The sequence below is a fragment of the Streptomyces sp. NPDC005803 genome (assembly GCF_040630435.1).
In the GTDB taxonomy this organism is placed as follows: Bacteria; Actinomycetota; Actinomycetes; order Streptomycetales; family Streptomycetaceae; genus Streptomyces.
In genome coordinates, this window is record NZ_JBEXXO010000007.1 from 68,350 (window position 1) to 88,371 (window position 20,022).

General features: G+C 74.1%; 16 protein-coding genes and 1 pseudogene. 10 read left to right on the forward strand and 7 right to left on the reverse strand.

The window, feature by feature from the left end; genetic code table 11:
- Positions 1 to 153: 153 nt before the first annotated feature.
- Positions 154 to 1,182, reverse strand: coding sequence for an alcohol dehydrogenase catalytic domain-containing protein (locus ABZ454_RS12320; protein WP_356323296.1), 1,029 nt, complete (start codon positions 1,180 to 1,182; stop codon positions 154 to 156).
- Positions 1,179 to 2,333 carry a mandelate racemase/muconate lactonizing enzyme family protein gene (locus tag ABZ454_RS12325; protein ID WP_356323294.1) on the reverse strand — a complete coding sequence of 385 codons (1,155 nt, stop codon included), beginning with the start codon at positions 2,331 to 2,333 and terminating at the stop codon, positions 1,179 to 1,181. Before ABZ454_RS12325 ends, ABZ454_RS12320 begins: the two co-directional genes overlap by 4 nt.
- A gap of 307 nt (positions 2,334 to 2,640) precedes the next feature.
- Here ABZ454_RS12325 and ABZ454_RS12330 point away from each other — a divergent pair, with 307 nt between their 5' ends.
- Both ABZ454_RS12330 and ABZ454_RS12335 read left to right on the forward strand, forming a co-directional pair.
- Positions 2,641 to 3,891: an aminotransferase class I/II-fold pyridoxal phosphate-dependent enzyme gene (locus ABZ454_RS12330; RefSeq protein WP_359537567.1), complete on the forward strand. Its 1,251-nt coding sequence runs from the start codon at positions 2,641 to 2,643 to the stop codon at positions 3,889 to 3,891.
- Between the two features lie 36 nt (positions 3,892 to 3,927).
- Positions 3,928 to 4,992, forward strand: a complete 1,065-nt coding sequence (locus ABZ454_RS12335) for an MBL fold metallo-hydrolase (protein ID WP_359537568.1) — start codon at positions 3,928 to 3,930, stop codon at positions 4,990 to 4,992.
- A 15-nt stretch (positions 4,993 to 5,007) separates the two neighbouring features.
- On the opposite strand, the gene ABZ454_RS12340 is transcribed toward ABZ454_RS12335, so the two are convergent.
- Both ABZ454_RS12340 and ABZ454_RS12345 read right to left on the reverse strand, forming a co-directional pair.
- Entirely contained in the window at positions 5,008 to 5,637 is a 630-nt protein-coding gene (locus ABZ454_RS12340; RefSeq protein WP_359537569.1) for a VTT domain-containing protein, read from the reverse strand.
- Complete coding sequence (locus ABZ454_RS12345) at positions 5,634 to 6,416, reverse strand: MBL fold metallo-hydrolase (protein WP_356323285.1); 783 nt, start codon at positions 6,414 to 6,416, stop codon at positions 5,634 to 5,636. Before ABZ454_RS12345 ends, ABZ454_RS12340 begins: the two co-directional genes overlap by 4 nt.
- Positions 6,417 to 6,612: 196 nt before the next feature.
- Between ABZ454_RS12345 and ABZ454_RS12350 the strand changes: the two genes are divergently transcribed.
- From ABZ454_RS12350 to ABZ454_RS12375, 6 genes are all read left to right on the forward strand, one after another.
- Positions 6,613 to 7,017: a hypothetical protein gene (locus ABZ454_RS12350; RefSeq protein ID WP_356323283.1), complete on the forward strand. Its 405-nt coding sequence runs from the start codon at positions 6,613 to 6,615 to the stop codon at positions 7,015 to 7,017.
- A 105-nt stretch (positions 7,018 to 7,122) separates the two neighbouring features.
- Positions 7,123 to 9,243 (forward strand): phage holin family protein, encoded by a 2,121-nt coding sequence (locus tag ABZ454_RS12355; protein ID WP_359537572.1) that lies wholly within the window; start codon positions 7,123 to 7,125, stop codon positions 9,241 to 9,243.
- Between the two features lie 135 nt (positions 9,244 to 9,378).
- Entirely contained in the window at positions 9,379 to 11,472 is a 2,094-nt protein-coding gene (gene ligA / locus ABZ454_RS12360; RefSeq protein ID WP_359537574.1) for an NAD-dependent DNA ligase LigA, read from the forward strand.
- Between the two features lie 322 nt (positions 11,473 to 11,794).
- Entirely contained in the window at positions 11,795 to 12,634 is an 840-nt protein-coding gene (locus tag ABZ454_RS12365; protein ID WP_356322275.1) for a rod shape-determining protein, read from the forward strand.
- Between the two features lie 829 nt (positions 12,635 to 13,463).
- The gene (gene secD / locus ABZ454_RS12370; protein WP_359537577.1) at positions 13,464 to 15,746 is read left to right on the forward strand and encodes a protein translocase subunit SecD; all 2,283 of its coding nucleotides are present in this window, start codon (positions 13,464 to 13,466) and stop codon (positions 15,744 to 15,746) included.
- Between the two features lie 200 nt (positions 15,747 to 15,946).
- Positions 15,947 to 16,645 carry a YoaK family protein gene (locus tag ABZ454_RS12375; protein ID WP_356322277.1) on the forward strand — a complete coding sequence of 233 codons (699 nt, stop codon included), beginning with the start codon at positions 15,947 to 15,949 and terminating at the stop codon, positions 16,643 to 16,645.
- Here ABZ454_RS12375 and ABZ454_RS12380 read toward each other — a convergent pair.
- A complete protein-coding gene (locus tag ABZ454_RS12380) occupies positions 16,635 to 17,444 on the reverse strand; it encodes a helix-turn-helix transcriptional regulator (protein ID WP_356322273.1) in 810 nt (269 codons plus the stop codon). The two genes, ABZ454_RS12375 and ABZ454_RS12380, sit on opposite strands and share 11 nt — an antisense overlap.
- A gap of 177 nt (positions 17,445 to 17,621) precedes the next feature.
- On the reverse strand, positions 17,622 to 18,032 hold the full coding sequence (locus ABZ454_RS12385) for a hypothetical protein (RefSeq protein ID WP_359537579.1): 411 nt from the start codon (positions 18,030 to 18,032) through the stop codon (positions 17,622 to 17,624).
- A 54-nt stretch (positions 18,033 to 18,086) separates the two neighbouring features.
- Between ABZ454_RS12385 and ABZ454_RS12390 the strand changes: the two genes are divergently transcribed.
- Positions 18,087 to 18,392, forward strand: coding sequence for a 4a-hydroxytetrahydrobiopterin dehydratase (locus ABZ454_RS12390; protein WP_356322272.1), 306 nt, complete (start codon positions 18,087 to 18,089; stop codon positions 18,390 to 18,392).
- Between the two features lie 16 nt (positions 18,393 to 18,408).
- Here ABZ454_RS12390 and ABZ454_RS12395 read toward each other — a convergent pair.
- Positions 18,409 to 18,981, reverse strand: a pseudogene (locus tag ABZ454_RS12395) (LysR family transcriptional regulator).
- Between the two features lie 127 nt (positions 18,982 to 19,108).
- On the opposite strand from ABZ454_RS12395, the gene ABZ454_RS12400 reads away from it, so the two are divergent.
- The gene (locus tag ABZ454_RS12400) at positions 19,109 to 19,858 is read left to right on the forward strand and encodes a methyltransferase domain-containing protein (protein WP_359537581.1); all 750 of its coding nucleotides are present in this window, start codon (positions 19,109 to 19,111) and stop codon (positions 19,856 to 19,858) included.
- Positions 19,859 to 20,022 lie beyond the last annotated feature (164 nt).

The window sequence follows — 20,022 nt, forward strand, 5'->3', positions numbered from 1 at the left end:
CGGTGGGTCGGACGGGGTTCGGGTGAAGGGGCGACGGGCGGAACGAAGCGGGCAGGTCGTCCGGCCTCGCGCCCCGTGGGCCGGGACCGTCACGGGGCCCGGGAGCGCGCAGGCACCGGGGCCGTACCGGAAGCGCCCCGACGGCCGGCCGGGCTAAGGACGCATCAGTACCTTGCCCGTCCCCGCACCGCCGCCGCCGACCAGCGCCACGGCGTCCGCGAAGCGCTCCAGCGGGAACTCGTGCGTGATCAGCGCCGCCGGATCGAGCAGCCCGGCGGTGAACGCCCGCACCGCGTACGCCCAGGACGCGGAGGACGCCCCGAACACACTGCGCAGCGTGAGCTGACTCCGTACCAGGTGCACCGGGTCGATGCCGGCGGCCCCCGGCGCGAACATCCCCGTGAGCACGACCCGGCCGCCGGGCCGCGCCAGCAGGCAGGCATCGGCCGCGGTGGTCGTGGCCCCGGCCGTCTCCACCACCAGGTCGTACCGGCCGTGCACCTCCGCGGCCTCCTTGGGGGCCAGGGCCCCGCTCGCCCCGAAGAGCAGCGCCTGGTGGGCCCGCTCGTCCCGCGGGTCGATCACCGTCAGCTCCCCGGGCGACACCGCGGCCAGCAGTTGGACCGCGAGCAGCCCGAGCGTTCCCGCGCCCACCACCGCGATCCGCCGGCCCGGTTCCGGCGACCCCGCCCGCACCGCCGCTGCGACCACGGCCGCGGGCTCCAGCAGTGCGGCGGCGCGCAGGTCCGTGTCGTCGGCCAGCGGGTGCAACAGCCGTGCGGGCACGACGACATGGTCGGCGAACGCCCCCGGCCGGGTGAATCCCGTCTCGTCGTACCCCGAGGAGCACAGCGAGTTCTCACCGCCACGGCACCGCTCGCAGCGCCCGCAGGAGCGGAACCCCTCGGCGACCGTACGACGGCCGGTCAGGGCGGGATCGACGCCGGCCCCCACGGCCTCGACGGTGCCCGACCACTCGTGACCGGGCACCACCGGGTAGCGCACGTAGCGCGGGTCACGACGGCCGTCGTACAGCTCGCGGTCGCTCATGCAGATCCCGGCCGCCGCCACCCGCACCCGGACCTCGCCCGGGCCCGGCTCCACGACCGGTCCGGTGGTCAGCCGGTGCTCGCCCGGCCGGTCGACGGTGACGGCCCGCGAAAGGACGGGTCCCGCACTCACTTGGGCTGCCTCTTCTCCCAGCCCTCGGCCCACAGGTCGAACCGGGCCTGCTGCTGCGGGAATTCGGCGGCGGCGTCCACATCGAGCTCCACCCCGAGACCCGGGGCGTCCGACAGTTCGAAGCAGCCGGTCTCGGGGTCGACCTGCGGCGCGCCCCGGACGACCTCCTTGATGTCGGCGTCCGCGAAGTCGTTGAAGTGCTCAAGGATCTTGAAGTTGGGCGTGCAGCCCGCGACCTGGAGACTGGCCGCCGTCAGCACCGAGCCGCCGACGTTGTGCGGGGCGATCAGCGTGTAGTGGGTCTCGGCCGTCGCGGCGAGCTTCCGGGTCTCCAGGATGCCGCCGATGTGGCCGACGTCCGGCTGGATGATGTCGGCCGCCTGTGACTCGAAGAGCTCGCGGAACTCGATGCGGTCGTGGATGCGCTCACCCGTCGCGATCGGCACGTCGACCCTGCCCGCCACCTTGGCGAGCGCCTTGAGGTTCTCCGGCGGCACCGGCTCCTCCAGCCAGGCCGGCCGGAACGGGGCCATCTCGTGGGCGATCCGCACCGCCGTCGAGGGGCTGAAGCGGCCGTGCATCTCCAGCATCAGCTCGGTGTCCGGGCCGATGGCGTCCCGGACCGCCTCGATCAGTGACACGGAGTACCGGGTCTCCTCCTGGCCCAGTTCGAAATGGCCCGTCCCGAACGGGTCGATCTTGAGCGCCCGGTAGCCGCGCGCGACGACCGCCGACGCGGCCTTGTGGTAGGCCTCCGGGGTCCGCTCCGTGGTGTACCAGCCGTTGGCGTACGCCTTGACCCGGTCGGTGACCTTTCCGCCGAGCAGCTGCCACACCGGCACGCCGAGCGCCTTGCCCTTGATGTCCCAGCAGGCCATCTCGACGACCGCGATGCCGGACATCACGATTTCCCCGGCCCGCCCGTAGTCGCCGTACTTCATCCGGCGTACCAGGTCCTCGACCGCGAAGGGGTCCGAACCCGCGATGTGGTTGGCCTCCGCCTCGCGCAGATAGCCGACGAGCGCATCGGTACGGCCGAGCATCCGGGTCTCGCCCACGCCGGTGAGACCCTCGTCGGTATGGACCCGCACATATGTCAGGTTGCGCCAGGGCGTTCCGACCACATGTGTGCTGATTCCGGTGATACGCACGGGAGTTGCCCCTCGATTTGTTCGATATATCGGCACTCGTTCGAAATCCTGGCGTGACCGTAATAACGCGGCGGGGCGAGTGTCAATGGGGCCGTCACGGTCTCCGGGCTCGCTCGTGCGGAAGGGCCCGCGAGCCCGGCCGGACCCGCAGGAAGGACCCTAACCGCCGGGCGCCCCTGACGAGGCCGTGCCGCGGCCGCCCGGGCGGGTTCGCGCCAGCGCAGGCGCGCGGCTCCGATCCCTCGTATAAAGGGCCGGAGAGCGAAGCGGCGGGGCCAGTGAGCGAGCGGCGGCGAAGGAGGCCCGGATGGGCCGGGAGCGGACCGGACGTCAGGGGCGCGGCGCGCCCGGGGTCCGGGAGGACCGCGGGCCCGTCCGGTACGGACCGCCCGCGCCGGGCCCCGGACTGCCGGTCCTGCCCGAACTGGCCGAGGTCCTCGCAGCCGCCGCCCGCGACGGCCGGCCCGAACCGGCCGGCGGCTCGGCGGCCCTGCGCGAGGCGGCCCGCGCCTACTGGGACCGGCGCGGACTGCGCGGCGGACCCGAGCACATCGCCGCCGCGCCCGGCACCTCCCCGCTGCTGCTCGCCCTGATCGCCGCGCACGGCGGCGACGTGCTGATGCCACGCCCCTGCCCGGCCTCCTGGATCCCGCAGGCCCGCCTGCTGGGCAGACCCGCCTACCACGTGCCGACCCCCGCCGAGTGCGGCGGCGTGCCCGATCCGTACGCGCTGCTGGAGACCGTGCGCAGGGTGCGTGCCGAGGGAGGCAGGCCGCGGCTCCTGCTGATCTCGGTGGTGGACGACCCCACCGCCACGGTCGCCCCGCCGGAACTGGTGCGTGAGGCCTGCGAGGCGGCCATCGCCGAAGGGCTGCACATCGTCAGCGACGAGACGTGGCGCGACACCCTGCACCGGCCGCACGACACGGTGCTGCTCAGCCCGGCCGAGATGTGCCCCGACGACGTGACGGTCGTCTCCGACCTGGCGGGCGCGCTGACCCCCTCTGCCTGGCCGGTCGCCGTCGCCCGGTTCCCGGACACCAAGAGGGCGGCGGTGCGCCACGCCCGTACGCTCGACATCCTCACCGCTCTCGGCGCCCACGTCGCGGGCCCGGTCGCGGCGGCGGCCGCCCATGCGCTGCGCGAACCGGACGGCGTCGTCGAACGGGTCCGCCGGGCCGCCGCGCTCCAGGCCCGGGTCGCCGCGGCGGCCCACCGGGCGGTTCTCGCCTCCGGCGCCCTGGCCAGGCCCCCGCAGGCGGGCCGTCACCTCTACGCGGACCTCGGCCCGCTGCGCTCCAGGCTCGCCGCCCGTGGGGTGACGGACTCGCTGGAGCTGGAGGAGTACCTGACGGGCCGGCTGGGCGCCCCGGTCCCCGGCGGCCACCGTTTCGGGGACGAACTGGGCGCCCTGCGGGTGCGCCTGGGCACCGGATCACTGATCGGGTCGACCCCGCAGCAGCAGACGGAGTCCCTCACCGCGGCGGAGCCCCTCGAATTGCCGCACGTCGTGGCAGCCCTGAGCATGTTCCGAGCAGCCCTCGACGAACTCCGCTGACGCGCTGCCCGACGCTCTTCGAGACGGGAGTCCTCGATGACGGAACAGACGGAGCGCTCCCTCGCCCGGGACGCGCGCCCCGTGTCCTGCGGTGAGGTGGTCGCCCCGCGTCCCCTCGGAGAGGTGCGGTCCTGGCCCGCCGGCTTCGCCGACCGGCTCACCGCCCCCCTGCCCGGGATGACGGCCATGTCCCGGCTGGCCCGCGAGCACGCCATCCGGCCCAACGCCGAGGGACTGCGCGGCATCCACCGGCTCCCGTACGCCCCGGCGCCGCTCCCCGCCACCCCGGCCGGCACCACCTGTGTCACCTGGGCCGGGCACGCCAGCTGGATCATCCGCACCGGCGGACTGACCGTGCTCGCCGACCCCGTCTGGTCCCGCCGCATCCTCGGCACCCCGGCGCGGATCACCCCCGTCGGCGTGCGCTGGGAAGACCTGCCGAGGATCGACGCCGTCGTCATCAGCCACAACCACTACGACCACCTCGACGCACCGACCCTGCGCCGGCTCCCCAGGCACACCCCCCTGTTCGTCCCGGCCGGGCTGGGCCGCTGGTGCCGCCGACGCGGTTTCGGCTGCGTCACCGAACTCGACTGGTGGGAATCCGCGGAACTGGACGGCGTCCGGTTCGACTTCGTGCCCGCGCACCACTGGTCCAAGCGCACCCTCACCGACACCTGCCGTTCGCTGTGGGGCGGCTGGGTGATCGAGGACACCGCCGGACCCGGCCGGGGGCACCGGATCTACTTCGCCGGGGACACCGGATACGGCCACTGGTTCACCGAGATCGGCCGCCGCCACCCCGGCATCGACCTCGCCCTGCTGCCGATCGGGGCGTACGAACCGCGCTGGTGGCTCGCCGACGTGCACGCCGACCCGGAGGACGCCGTGCAGGCGTACGAGGATCTCGGCGCCCACGCCATGGCGCCCATGCACTGGGCGACCTTCCTGCTCTCCGCGGAGCCCGTACTCGAACCTCTCACCCGGCTGCGCACCGCCTGGCGACGGGCCGGCCATCCACGCGAGCGGCTCTGGGACCTGCCGATCGGCGGCTCCCGCCTCCTCGGCACGACGAGCCGACCGCTGACGGTCAGCGGCTGACCCGCACCCCGGGAATCACCTGCCCGACCGCGCCCGCAGCCGGTGCCACGCCGCCGGCGTCCCGCTGATCAGCAGCGTCAGCCCCACCGCCGCCACCACGCCCTGCCACGGTTGCGGGAACAGCGAACCGCCGAGAATCCCGATCAGCTGATACGTGGCCGCCCAGGCCAGACACGCCGGCACATCACCCCGGGCGAACCGCCTGAGCGGCATCCGGCCCAGCAGACACGCCAGCATCACCGGTATCCGCCCCGCCGGCACCAGCCGGGACAGCACCAGCACCGTCGCCCCATGCTCGTCGAGCTTCCGCTGCGCCTGCGCGAGGCGTTCCGGCGCGGCCCGGTCACGGATCGCCCGCAGCCACTTGGAACCGTTCTTCGACCGCACCCCGCGCCCGCCCAGCCAGTACAGGCAGATGTCGCCGAGGAACGCCGCGCACGACGCCACCGCGAAGACGTTCAGCAGGGCGAACGGCGACGACTGGTGGAACGCCACCACGGCCGCCGAGCTCACCAGCGCACCCGTCGGCACCACCGGCACCAGGGCGCCCAGGGCCACCAGCAGGAACAGCGAGGGGTAACCGACCGCCTGCTGGGTCGACTCCAGGGGCAGCTGCGTCGTCTGCCTGAGGAACGCCTCTATCACCCGGTGACTCCCGGCCGCACACGCTGGCCGTGCTCCAGCCGGTGCACCGCCACCTGGGGCGCGCGCAGCGCCGCCTGGCGGACGAACTCGTCACCCGGCGAGTGGAACTCGTGGGGCCGGACTCCGTCCATCCCGATCGGCCAGTACGTGCCGTAGTGCACCGGCACCGCCGCACGGGGGGCGAGCCGGGCCAGCGCCTCGGCGGCCCGTGACGCGTCGAGATGGCTGTGACCCAGATACGGCCCCCAGCCGCCGACCGGCAGCAGGGCCACGTCCACCGGACCGACGGCTCGTGCCATGTCGTCGAAGAGCCCGGTGTCCCCGGCGAAGTAGGTGCGCGCCTCGCCCTCCACCACGTATCCGAGCGCGGGGCAGCGGTGCGGACCGACCGGCAGGCGCCGCCCGTCGTGCAGCGCCGGGACCGCCCTGACCCGCACCCCGCCGACGCGCACCTCGTCGCCCGCCGCCACCTCGGTGATCCGCAGCCCGCGCAGCCTGCGCAGCACCCGCAGCCCGGGCACCGCCCGGACCGCCCCCAGCGGGACGACCAGCCGGGCGCCCGGGGCGATGCGGGCCAGGGACGGCAGATGCAGGTGGTCGGAGTGCAGATGCGAGATCAGCACGACGTCGGCGACCGCGGCCGCCGGGCCGGGCAGCACCCCGCGGCGCCGGCGCAGATGCGCGAAGCGCCGTACGAAGAGGGGGTCCGTCAGGACCCGCACCCCGGAGTCCTCGATCGTGCAGGTGGCATGTCCCCACCAGGTGATCTCCACCGGCACGTGCCGCCTCCTGTTCCTCGGACCTGCCGACGAGCCTACGGGGCGGACCGTCCCCCCGGCCGGTGAGCCCCGGTGTGCCCTCCACCCGGGGGGCGTGCGCCCGCCGCTCGCGCGCCTCCACCTGCCCTGACATGCGCCTTCTTGAACGGGAATCCGGCGGGTAGGGTCGGGGAACGCCTAGGACCGGGGGACGGCCATGGAAGACGTACGGGTGGCGGCCATCGCCAGTCTCACGCCGCTCGAGGAACTCGACAGCGATCCGTTTCTCGTGGACACCCGCAGCCAGCACGCCATGTGCGCCCGCTGGGCCGCCGACCAGGGCTACGTCGTCACCCGGCAGCTGCGCTTCTACGGGCTGCGCCCCGACCACCAGGCGCTCTGGGCCGACGTCGAGGGGGGCGAGGTCGAACTCTTCGTCGCCCCGACCGACCGGGTGCTCGCCCGGGCCGTCGCCTCGGTGCCGCAGTTCGCCGCGGAGTGCGAGCGGCGCGGCGTACGCCTGGAGATCGCCGATCTCGACGAACCGAGGTACAGCGCCCGTACGAAAGCAAGCGTGCACCGCAGGCTCTCCATGCCGACCGCCGGCTACGACGGCTGCTGAGCGCCGGACCGCGCCGCCCCGAGGGCACCGCGACGCGCCGATCCCGCTGTGAAAGGCTGGGGCAGGGCCCGGAACGGCGGGGCCCGGACGTGAGGTGGCAGCGGCGTGGGTGACGGGCGATGGCGAACAGCCGGAAGCGCCCTGATGCGGGTGATCGTGGTGTGGGCTGTTTCGACGCTCACCATGCTGGCGCTCGCCGGGATTCTGCCGGACTTCCAGCTCCAGTCGGACGACGGCGACAGCGTGACCAAGACCGCGTTCACGGCCGCCTGGGGCGCGGGCGCGTTCGGTCTGCTCTCGGCGCTCGTCTGGCCGGTGCTCGTACGGGCCCTGCTCATCGTGCCGGCCCTCGTCCTCGGCATGCTGGTCTTCTTCCTCAACGGCTCACTGCTCCTGATCGCGCTCCGGCTCATCCCGGACGGGCGCGGCGTCGCCGCCCCGGAGACGGCCGTCGTCGTCGCTGCCGTCATGTCCGCCGTCGCCTCCGCGACCTCCACGGCGCTCGCCGTCCGCGACGACAACGCCTACCGCCGCAGGCTCTCGCGCCTGGCCGAACGACGCCGCCGCCGCAGCGGCACGGGCGGTGCGGACGGCGTGGCACCACCCGGCACCGTCTTCATCCAGCTCGACGGGGTCGGCCACGACGTCCTCGCACAGGCCGCCGCCACGGGAGTCATGCCGACCGTCGCCCGCTGGCTGGCCGACACCGAGGGCCACCGGCTCACCCCCTGGCGCACCGACTGGTCCAGCCAGACCGGTGCCAGCCAGCTCGGCATCCTGCACGGCAGCAACCACGACGTCCCCGCCTTCCGCTGGTACGAGAAGGAGACCGGCGACGTCATGGTCTCCAGCAGACCGGCGAGCGCCCTCGAACTCCAGCGCCGCGCCATCGTGCGCACCCATGACGGCGGACTGCTCACCGTCGACGGCGCCAGCCGCGGCAACCTCTTCAGCGGCGGCGCGGGACAGCTCGCCCTCGTCCTGTCGATGGCCGCCCGGCGGGGCAAGGGCCGGCGCTCCAGGGCCGGATACTTCGCCTACTTCTCCGACCCGGCCAACGCGGTCCGCACCGCTCTCTCCTTCGTCGCCGAGGTCGGGCGCGAGATCGGACAGTCGACGCGGGCCCGGATCCGCAAGGAGGCGCCCCGGATCAAGCGCGGCGGGCTCTACCCCTTCATCCGGGCCTTCGCGACCGTCGTCGAACGCGACGTGGTGGTCGCCGCCCTCATCGGGGACATGTTCGCGGGGCGGACCGCCGTCTACGCCGACCTCGTCGCGTACGACGAGGTGGCCCACCACTCCGGGCCGCGCAGCCGGGACGCGCAGAAGGTCCTCGCCAGGCTGGACCGCTCGCTCGCCCTGATCGTCAAGGTCGCCGAACACACCCCGCGCCGCTACCGCGTCGTGCTCCTGTCCGACCACGGACAGAGCCCGGGGCAGACCTTCGCCGGGGCGTACGGGCTGACGCTCAAGGACCTGGTGCGAGCGGGCAGCGGGCTTCCGGTGCCCCGCCGGGCCCAGCGCACCCGGAGCGGCTCCGAGGCACGCGACGCGGTCCGGATCGCGCTGCGCCGGCCGGTCGCCGAGGGTGAGGAGAAGCAGGTGGCGACATCCTCCGACCCGGTCGTCCTCGCCTCCGGCAACCTCGGCCTGATCTCCTTCCCCGACATCGAGGGCCGCGCCTCGCAGGAGCAGCTCGACCGCCGCCACCCCGCCCTGCTCGGCACGCTCGCCGACCACCCCGGCATCGGCTTCCTGCTCGTCCGCAGCGAGCGCCACGGATCGGTGGTGCTGGGGCGCGACGGCGCGCGGGTCCCGGTGGCGGAACTCAAGGACGGGCAGGGCCCGCTGGCCCCCTTCGGACCGGGCGCGGCCGACGCGGTCCGGCGTACCGACACCTTCCCGCACGTCGCCGACGTGATGGTCAACTCGATGTACGACCCCGCTGCCGGGACGGTGCACGCCTTCGAGGAGCAGATCGGCTCGCACGGCGGCCTGGGCGGCGAGCAGTCCCGGCCGTTCCTCCTGTGGCCGCGCGGGATGACGGACCCGCTGGAGGCGGCCGCCGCCGAAGGCGGGGAACGGGCGGCCGAGCTCGTCGGCGCGGAGACCGTGCACCGGGTCCTGAGGTGCTGGCTGCGCGAGGCCTCGGGACCCCAGGTGCCGGTGCCGCGGGGGGCCGAACGGCCCGACGACGCCGACCGGCTGCGGACGCCCTGGGCGTAGCGCGGGAGTACGGCCCGCCGCGGGTCCCAGGGATGACGCCGCGCCGGGAACGGCCCGGCGGCCCGGAGCCTTGACCGGGCGGCGCCCGCCGTCGGTCGCCCGGGCATTGTCAGTGGTGGACGGCAGGATAGGGGCATGACGAACTCAGCTGTTGTGCTCGCCGATACCGCCGCCTACGCCGCCGCCGTCGAGGAGGCGTCGCAGGCCGCCGCCGCGTACTACGCCACGGGCGAGAGCGCGCTCGACGACGACGCGTACGACCGGCTGGCGCGGGGGATCGCTGCATACGAGCAGGACCACCCGCGGGACGTGCTGGCCGAGTCGCCGACCGGCAAGGTGGCCGGTGGCGTGGCGATCGGGGACGTGCCGCACACGGTGCCGATGCTCTCCCTGGACAACGTCTTCTCGGCCGAGCAGTTCGCCGCCTGGACCGCCTCGCTGGAGCGCAGGATCGGCCGTCCGGTCGCCGCCTGGAGCGTCGAGCCGAAGCTCGACGGCCTCGCGGTCGCGGCCCGTTACCGCGCCGGCCGGCTGGAGCAGCTGATCACCCGCGGCGACGGCACGGCGGGCGAGGACGTATCGCACGCGATCGGCACCGTCGTCGGACTGCCCGGCCGGCTCGCCGAGCCGGTCACGCTGGAGATACGCGGCGAGATCCTGATGACGGCCGAGCAGTTCGAGCGGGCCAACACGCTCCGCACCGAACACGGCGGCGCACCCTTCGCCAACGCGCGCAACGGCGCGGCGGGCACCCTGCGTGCCAAGGACCGTCCCTACACGGTGGAGATGACGTTCTTCGCGTACGGCGCCCTGCCGCTGCCCGACGCGGGGGAGCCCACCGCCCTGCCGGCGGAACTGCCCCACAGCGAGATCCTCGGACGGGTGGCGGACCTCGGCGTGCACACGGCGGCGGACACGGCGGTGGCGCCGCGCACCGTCACCACCGTCGAGGAGGTCCAGGCGCGGGTCGAGGAGATCGCCGCGCTGCGCGCCTCGTTGACCTTCGGTATCGACGGCATCGTCATCAAGGCGGACCTCGCAGCCGACCAGCGCGACGCCGGCTCCGGCACCCGGGCTCCGCGCTGGGCCATCGCGTACAAGCTTCCGGCCGTCGAGAAGGTCACCCGCCTGCTCGGCGTCGAGTGGAACGTGGGCCGTACCGGAATCATCGCGCCGCGCGCCGTGCTGGAGCCCGTCGAGATCGACGGATCGACCGTCGGCTACGCCACCCTGCACAACCCGGCCGACATCACCCGCCGCGATCTGCGGATCGGCGACCACGTGATGGCCTACAAGGCGGGCGACATCATTCCCCGCATCGAAGCTCCCGTCGCCCACCTGCGGACCGGGGACGAACAGCCGGTCGTCTTCCCCGAGGCGTGCCCGCAGTGCGGTTCGGAGATCGACACCAGCGAGCAGCGCTGGCGCTGCGTCCGGGGCCGTAACTGCCGCCTGGTGGCTTCCATCTCGTACGCGGCGGGGCGCGACCAGCTCGACATCGAGGGCCTCGGCACGACCCGGGTGGTCCAGCTCGTCGACGCCGGGCTGGTGGCGGACTTCGCCGATCTGTTCACCCTGGAACGCGAGCAGTTGCTCGCTCTCGAGCGGATGGGCGAGACCAGCACCGACAATCTGCTGGCCGCGATCGACGCGGCGCGCGCACAGCCGCTCTCCCGCGTCTTCTGCGCCCTCGGGGTACGGGGCACGGGGCGCTCCATGTCCCGGCGGATCGCCCGCTACTTCGCGGACATGGACCGGATCAGAGCCGCTGACGTCGAGACGCTCCAGCGGGTCGACGGCATCGGCAAGGAGAAGGCCGCCGGCGTCGTCGCGGAGCTGGTGGAGCTGGCCCCGCTGATCGAGAAGCTGGTCGCCGCGGGGGTCACCATGCACGAACCGGGCGCGACCCCGCCGCCGGAGCCGGGCGAGGAGGGGCACGCGGCGGCGGACGGCGAGGACGTCGACGGGCGGCCGCTGGACGGGATGACCGTGGTGGTCACCGGAGCGATGACGGGTGCTTTGGAGAAGCTCTCACGCAACCAGATGAACGAGCTGATCGAGCGCGCCGGCGGGAAGTCCTCCTCCAGCGTCTCCAAGCGCACCGCGCTCCTGGTGGCCGGCGAGAAGGCGGGCTCCAAGCGCGCCAAGGCGGAGGAGCTGGGGGTGCGGATCGCGGCCCCGGAGGAGTTCGCCGAACTGGTCGCGGAGTTCCTGCTGTCCGAGGTGTGACCGCTGCGCGAGATGTGAAGGCGCGGACGCCGGACGCGTGGGCGCGTCCGGCGGCGGGGGGTTCGCCAACGGTGCGGGTTCTGTCCGGCGGGGCGGCCCGCGCGCCGGATGCGTCCGGCGGGGCGGAACCGCCCGCGCCGGGCGGCGCGTTTCCGGCCGCACCTGCCGTGGGGCTCTTCCCTGCGGCATGCGTTCCTTCGAATTGATGCGGGAGTGGCTTTCTTTGCCTCCCTATTGCATAGTGAGGGTTCGGCCCTGCCTCGCTATCAGCGGGTCAAGGGGTGTATGCACGGCCGTGGTAGCAGGCCGGGGGTGAGGGGCGATGCGTTCTTTGCGCGACGGACAGCGACAGACGCGCTCCGTTCACCGGCAGCACCGGCAGGATCCGCCGCACCGGGGTCTCACCCGTGGGCTCGCGCTCGACCTCGGCAGCTCGCGCACGCGCGCCTGGGTCCCCGGGCAGGGTGTCGTCGCGGACACCGGATCCGACCCCGCCGGCGCGTACGGGCACGGCGGCCGCCCGGTCCGGCGCGGACGCATCGTCGACACGGAGTCCTGTGGCCGGATGCTCGGCCGGATCGCCGACACGGCTCTGGGCGGCGACCGCAGCGACACGGTGATCGTCCTCAGCCATCCCGTCCTCGCCGGACCCGGCCACCGCGCCGCCGCCCGGGACCTCCTCACCGCGCTCGGCCCGTCGAGCGTCATCGTGCTGGACAGTGCCAGAGCCGCAGCCGCCTGCGCCGGACCGCAGGACGGCGGCCCGCTCCTCGTCGTCGACATCGGCGCCGAGCTGACCGAGGCGACCCTCCTCGTCGACGGCATGGTTCGCGACGCGCGCCTCGCCGAGACGGGGACCAGCGACCTGGAGCCGGGCGAGACGCCCACCGCCGTGGTCCGGGCCGTCGCGGACATGGTCACGGGCATGTGGCGCCAGGACCGGCACGGCGCGCTCCTCGGAGCCCTGCGCAGGGGCCCGTTGCTCGCCGGAGGCGGTGCCCTGCGCCCCGACATCACCCAACGGATCGCGCGGTGCCTCGGCGCCCCCGTCCGGCTCACGGACGACCCGGCGACCACGGTCGTGCGGGGTGCCGGGCTGATCCTCAGCTCCGTGCTCCGCCACGCCACGGCCGCGCCGGCCCTGCCCGGCCGATCCGGGTGACCCCCCTCCCGGGGCCGCCCCGGGGGAACGCGCCTCCCGGGAGGCGGCCGGACGCCGCGGCTGACCGGGGACGCGCGCCTGCGACGCGGCAGTTCCTCGCCGCGCTGCTCCTCGCAGTTCTCGCCGTGGTGGGCGGCGCACCCGTCACCGCCGCAGCCGCGCTCCCCGCCCGCTCGTCGGCCGGTCCCGCCCCCTGTGCCGACGGCCCGGCCGGAATCCGGCCGCCGGCTCCCTACCCCGACCGCTCCCTCCGCACCGTGCGTGCTCACCCGGGCGACCGGGCCCCGGGGGACCGTTCCCTCCGTACGGACCGCACCGTGCGTGCTCACCCGGGCGACCGGGCCCCGGGGGACCGTTCCCTCCGTACGGACCGCACCGTGCGCGCTCACCCGGCCGACCGGGCCCCGGGGGAACGCGGCACCCGCAGTGCCCACCGCCGCACCGGCGCGGTCACCGTCGCCGGAGCCGCCCGCCCCGGTCCGGCGACGGCACCCCAGCCGTGGGCCGGCGCGGAGCATCCCCGTACCCCGCAGCACCTTCCGCCGCCCGGCCCCGGCTCGCTGCCCCTGCTCGCGCCCGCGGCGCCGTCCCCGCGCCTCGCTCCGGGGGCCGGGCCCACCGCGCCTTTCGCCGCCGCAGGCCGTTCGCGTGCCGCGCTCCCCGGCGTACGCGGACCTCCGAGGGCCGCCGTACACCGGCCCGGGGACCCGTCATCGGTCCCGACCCCCAATCACGCCGTGCCGTTCCCGCCGTCCTAACGTCCTGCGCCCTGCGCCCTTGAGGGCGACCGGGGAGGGGCGGACGCGGCCGCCCCTCGGAGGAAACACGCATGACCCGCGCCACCACGGTGCGGGCGGTTCTGGCTGCGGCCGTACTGCTCGTCTCCGTGCTCATCACGCTGACCATGTCCCCCAGACTCGGCCTCGATCTCCAGGGCGGCACCCGCATGGTGCTGCAGGCCGAGGACTCCGGCACCGCGAAGGCCGACCGGGAAAGCACCGACCGCACCCTGGAGGTACTGCGCAAGCGCATCGACTCGCTCGGCGTCACGGAGCCGGCCCTGACCCGCTCCGGTGAGGACCGGATCATCGTCGAACTCCCGGACGTCCAGGACCCGCGCAAGGCCGCCGACGTCATCGGCAGGACCGCCCAGCTGACCTTCCACGCCGTGCAGGGCCCCGGCGCCCCGACCGGTGCCGGGCGGGCGCTCCCGGACGAACAGGGACGCACCCTCGCGCTCGGCCCCGCAGCGATCACGGGCGCGGGGGTCAAGGAGGCATCCGCCGCGTTCGACGCCCAGCAGGGCGCGGGATGGACCGTCTCCCTCGACTTCCACAAGGACGCCGGCCGTGCCTGGACCCGGCTGACCGGGGACGCGGCCTGCCACCCCGTCCACGACGAGCGGCGCCGCGTCGCCATCGTCCTGGACGAGCAGGTGATCTCCTCGCCCCAGGTCTCCCCGACCGTCGCCTGCGGCACGGGTCTTCCCTCCGGCTCCACCCAGATCACCGGCTCCTTCAGCGCCGGCGAAGCCCGGGAGCTCGCCCTGCTGATCCAGGGCGGCGCGCTGCCCGTGCCCGTCGAGATCGTCGAGCAGCGGACGGTCGGCCCGACGCTCGGCGCCGCCGCCATCGACGCCAGCGCCCGCGCCGCCCTCATCGGCGCCGCGGCCACGGCGCTGTTCATCACCGTCGTCTACCGGCTCTTCGGCGCCCTCGCCGCCGTGGCCCTCGGCGCCTACGGCGTGATCTCGTACGCCGCACTGGTCGCGCTGGGCGTCACCCTCACCCTTCCCGGACTCGCCGGGTTCGTCCTGGCCGTCGGGATGGCGGTCGACGCGAACGTGCTGGTCTTCGAACGGGCCAGGGAGGAACACGCACTCCGCCCCCGCCGGTCCCTGAACACCTCGCTCACCGCGGGGTTCCGGCAGGCCTGGAGCGCCGTCGCCGACTCCAACGTGACGACGCTGATCGCGGCGGGCCTGCTCTTCCTCCTCGGCTCCGGCCCGGTCAAGGGCTTCGGCGTCACGCTCGGCATCGGCGTCCTCGCGTCGATGTTCTCCGCGCTCGTCATCGCCCGCGTCCTCACCGAGACGGCGGCCCGTTCCCGGTTCGTCAGCGACTACCGGGGCGTCAACGGCATCGCGAGCCCCGGCCGGGTACGGACCTGGATCGCCCGCCGCGACCCGCGGCTGATGCGCTCCCCCCGCCGCTGGCTGCTGATCTCCACCGTTCTGATCGCGGTCGCGGTGGCGGGCATCCTGGTGCGCGGCGTCAACCTCGGCGTCGAGTTCACCGGCGGCCGGCTCGTCGAGTACGCCACCAGCCGCCCCGTCGACGTGGAGCGTGCCCGCACCGCGCTGGCCGGTGCGGGCTTCGGCGACGCCGAGGTCACCACGGCGGGCGCCGGTGACATCTCGGTGCGCACCGCCGGCCTCGACAACCACGGTGAGCACGCGTTGCGCGCTGCCCTCGCCGAGGAGGGCGGCGAGACCACCAAGGTCCGCGACGAACTCATCGGCCCCAGCCTGGGCGACGAACTGCGGCGCAACGCCCTGATCGCCCTGGCCATCGCCGTGCTCGTCCAACTGGGCTACCTGGCCGTCCGGTTCCGCTGGACGTTCGCCGTGGCCTCCGTCGGGGCGCTCGTCCACGACGTGATCATCCTGGTCGGAGCCTTCGCCTGGCTGGGCCGTACCGTCGACGGCATCTTCCTGGCGGCGCTCCTCACCGTCATCGGATACTCCGTCAACGACTCGGTCGTGGTCTTCGACCGGGTCCGGGAACTGTGGGCGAAGGCCCGCAGACAACCCCTGGCGGACGTGGCGAACCGGGCCGTCCTGCAGACCGTCCCCAGAACCGTCAACACCGGCATGGGCGCCCTGTTCATCCTCGTGGCGCTGGCGGTGCTGGGCGGTGACTCCCTCGCGGACTTCGCCCTCGCCCTGCTGATCGGCATCGTCGTCGGGACGTACTCCTCGGTCATGACCGCCGTTCCGGCCGCCCTGCTCCTGGAACGCGGCAGCAGGACCCCGCCGCCACCGGCCCGCGCCCCGCGCGGGAAGCCCGGGGCCGGCCGCCGCGACCCGCTCGACAACGGAGCGCGTGTGTAGGCCCCCGCCGTCACGCCTGAACGACCCCGTGCCGGCCCGTCGCCCCTGCGCCGTTCGAGCGGAACAGGGGCGACGCGCATCGGCCGGGGTGATCCGCCCGAGCAGGTCGGCACCATCCTGATCACCCACCTCGTGATCGGAGCGCGCCCGTGCCCACGCCCGTCGTGCTGCGAGAGGCATGGACCACCCTCGTACCGGACATGAACGACCGGCACGGACCGCTGCCGCCGCTGATGCTCGCCCTGACCGTCGTCACCGGACTCGTCGACGCCGTCAGCTATCTGGAACTCGGCCGGGTCTTCGTGGCGAACATGACCGGCAATGTGGTGTTCGCCGGTTTCGCCTTCGCGGGAGCCCCCGGATTCTCCCTGGCCGCCTCGCTGGTCGCCCTCGGCGGGTTCGTGCTGGGGGCGCTGTTCGGCGGAGTGATCGTCCACCACTCCCACACCCATCGTGGCCGCACCCTGCTGCGCGCCCTGCTGCTCGAAACGGGGTGTGTCCTGGCCGCCCTCGTCGTCACCCTCGTCTCGGGCAGCCCGTACCACGGAGGTGTGCGCTTCACCCTCGTCGTGCTGCTCGCCCTGGGTCTCGGCGCGCAGAACGCGGTGGCGCGCGCGCTGGCCGTCCCCGACCTCAAGACGACCGTGCTCACCTTGACCATCACCGGCATCGCCTCCGACGGCCGGATCGCCGGGGGCGGCGGCAGCAGAGCCGGCCGGCGGACCCTCTCGGCCGCCGCCATGCTGGCGGGTGCCCTGGCCGGTGCCGTCGCCGTACTGCACGGGCATCCGGTCCTGCCCCTCGTCCTGGCCGTGGCGATCCTCGCCGCGCTGTGCCTGGTCACGTACGTCCTGGCCAGGGCGGACGCCCCATGGGCCCGGCCCGTCGTCAGCGGATGAGCGACCGCAGGTACGCGCCGGTGGCCGCGTCGGCGGGCAGCAGCGTCTCGATGGCCAGTTCCGCGACCGTCACGTCCATCGGGGTGTTGAACGTGGCGATGGACGCGACGAAGGAGAGCGGATGCCCGTCGTGCTCGATCAGCAGGGGCAGCGCGAAGGGCACGGAGGAGGAAGGCCGGGCCCAGTCGCCGTCGCCGTCCGGGTCCGCGGGCACGGGATAGCCAGCCACCTCCTCGTACAGCGCGCGCAGCTCCGCCGAACGGACCAGGGCGATCTGACGCTCCATCTGCGCCAGCAGGTCCGCCCGCCACTCCCGCAGGTTGCCGATCCTCGGGGCCAGTCCCTGCGGGTGCAGGGTGAGCCGCATCGCGTTCAACGGCGGGGTGAGCAGATGGTCCGCCACCCCGTCCAGCATCCGGGTCATCCCCTGATTGGCGGCCACCACGGTGTACAGGCCGTCGACGACGAACGCGGGATACGGGTCGTACCCCTGGAGCAGCCGGTCCAGACCGTCACGCAGCGCGCCCATCGCGGGGTCGTCGAGCGCGGTCTCCGTGTAGCGGGGGGCGTAACCGGCGACCACCAGCAGGGCGTTGCGTTCCCGCACGGGCACGTCCAGGTGGCCGGCCAGCCGCAGGACCATTTCCTCGCTGGGGCGGGAGCGGCCCGTTTCGATGAAGGAGATGTGCCGGGCCGAGGAGTCGGCCCGCAGCGCCAGCTCCAGCTGGCTGATCCGACGACGCTCCCGCCAGCTGCGCAGCAGCGGCCCTACCCCCGTGTCAGGCGCGACAGTTGTCATACCCAGACCGTAACGTCACCGGCTGCGTCGACCGGCAAGGCCCTGGCGGTCCGGGGCGCACCGCTTCCCCGTCGATCCTGGCAGTTGATCTCCGCCCGGTGGGGAGGCCAGCACCACCCGGAGGATCCAGCCGCGCGACATCTGCCGTCAGCGGTCGGGCCGCCGGGCCCGGCGCCGTCAGGCAAGCACCGTGCACCACAAGCCGTTTACCTCCGGGGCGTCCTCGTACCCGTACGCACCGCACAGCCGGCCGCCGGCCGGCGTGAGCGCCGCGACGGGCTCGCCCCTCCCGTTCGTCTTGCGGTAGGTGACCGTGCAGTTGACCAGGGGGAAGTGCTGCAGGAACAACCTGAGCACCGCCCGGCACGAGTGGCACGGGCCCATGTCGGAGGACAGCTGGATACCGCCTCCGGTGACCTGGGCGGCGACAGCGGCCAGGTACTGGTCATCGGTCTGGCATCCGAGACGTTGGTCGACCTCGTTGGCGAGCAGGTTGACCCGGTGGGCGATCCGCCGCCGCACCGGCCACCCGTCCCCTGGTGACCGGTTCACGAGATCCACCGGGTCGACGCCCCGGGAAAGGCGCATCGCCTGGCAGGATCACTCAAGGTAACGAACCACAACGAGCGAGGGAGCCACCGCATGCCCGCCGCACCGCTGCCCCAGGACGAGATCGAGGACCGGCTGAGCGAACTGCCGGGCTGGACGCTGGAGGGGGACCGGATCGCCCGCACCTACCGGCTTCCGTCCCACTTCGCCGCCACCAGCCTCACCGTGCACGTCGCCCGGATCCAGGACGAGCTGAACCACCACTCCGATCTCACCCTCGGCTACAACACCGTCGCGCTCTCGGTGAACTCGCACGACGCCGGTGGAAAGGTCACCGAGAAGGACCTGGCCCTGGCAGCCAGGGTCGAGGCCGTCGCCCCGGGACACGGAGCGCGGTAGCCGGCGCCGGCGGCCGTCAGGACGCGGCGCCGAAGCGGGGGTGCGCGGCGAGCCGGCGCGGGTAGCTGTCGCTGCGCTCCACCGCCTGGGTGTACGCCACCCGGGTGTGTCCGTTCACCGCTCCGGCCGCCGCCGTGGCGGCCGGAGCGGGGATGCCGGCCAGGAGATGGCGCCGGCTGAGCGGTGATCCGGTCATCGGCCGCGTCACCACGCCCGGCGTCGGCGGGAACGTCGCACGGCACAGCCCGACCGCGGTCGACGAGCCCGCCCAGCAGCGGGCCGTGCGTGCCGCCCAGCCGGAACCGCTCCACGGCCCCCCACGCGTTGGTGAACCGCACCGCCTCCTCCTGGAGTTCGCCGACGGTCGGCAGCACCATCCGGGCCCCTCCAGTACCAGTTCGCCCAGGAACGTCGGCCGCGCACCCCTGTGGGCCCGGGCGAACAACGGACCGCCGAGCGCCTTCTCGATCCGTCGCGGCTGCGCGCTCGGAGCAGGCTGGGCGAGCCCGAGAGCGGCGGCCGCCTTGGTGAGGCTTCCGGTCTCGGCAATGACACGTACGGTTCGCAGATGCCGTAACTCCGGCTCCATACACGCGCGTTGCAGATGCCGTAACTCCGGCTCCATACACGCGCGTTATGGTCGCCCCCGACGCACCGGCAATACAGGTGTCACTTCTGTGCCATGCGGCCGTGGACCGTGTCGTACAGTCGGCCGGATGCTGGACTACGACGAAGAGGCCGCCGTCTACGACGCCACGCGCGGAGGCGTGCCCCGGGCGGAGGCGGCCGCCCGTGCGGTGCTCGGCCTGGTGCCGCCCGGCGCCCGCACGCTGCTGGACATCGGCTGCGGTACGGGGCTGGTCACCGAGCGCATCGCCGCCGGCCGACCCGGTCTGTGCGTGTCCGGAACCGACGCCGCCCACGGCATGGCCCGCGTGGCCCGGCAGCGCGTCGCCGCGGTGATGCTCGCCGACGCCCGCCGGCTGCCCGTGCGCGAGGCGGCGGTCGACGCGGTGACGGCCGTCTGGCTGCTGCACCTGCTGCGCGAGGAGGGCGCTGCGCGGGCGGTGGTGGCGCAGGCGGCGCGGGTGCTGCCGCCCGGCGGCGTGTTCGTGACCACGGTCGACAAGGACGCGGCACACGATGTCGGCAGCGACATCGACGAGGTGTTCGCCCCGTACCTGTCGCCGAGTCCGTCCGACGGTACGGAGCGGATCATCGAGTACGGGGCCGCGTCCGGCCTCGACGTGGTGGGCAGCGCCGTGTTCCGCGGCCACGGGCAGGGGCGGACCCCGCTGAGCGCCGCACATGGTGTGCGGCGCGGCTATTACGCGTCGCGCCTGGTCCTGCCGGGGGAGGCGGCCGAACGGATCGCGCGGGCCCTGACCGCACTGCCCGGACCCGACCGCCCCCGCGCCGAACCGGAATACCGCCTCCTGGCCTTCCGCCGCCGACCGGCCGGGTGACGCACCGGGGCCGCGCACCGGCCGGACGTGGGACGCGCTAGGTCCGACCCCGCCAGGTCCGACCCCGCCAGGTCCAACCCCGCCAGGTCCGACCCCGGCCAGGTCCGCCCCCCCCGGTCCGTGCCCGGCCGGGGTCCGTTTACGGCAAAGGGCGGCGGATTGCC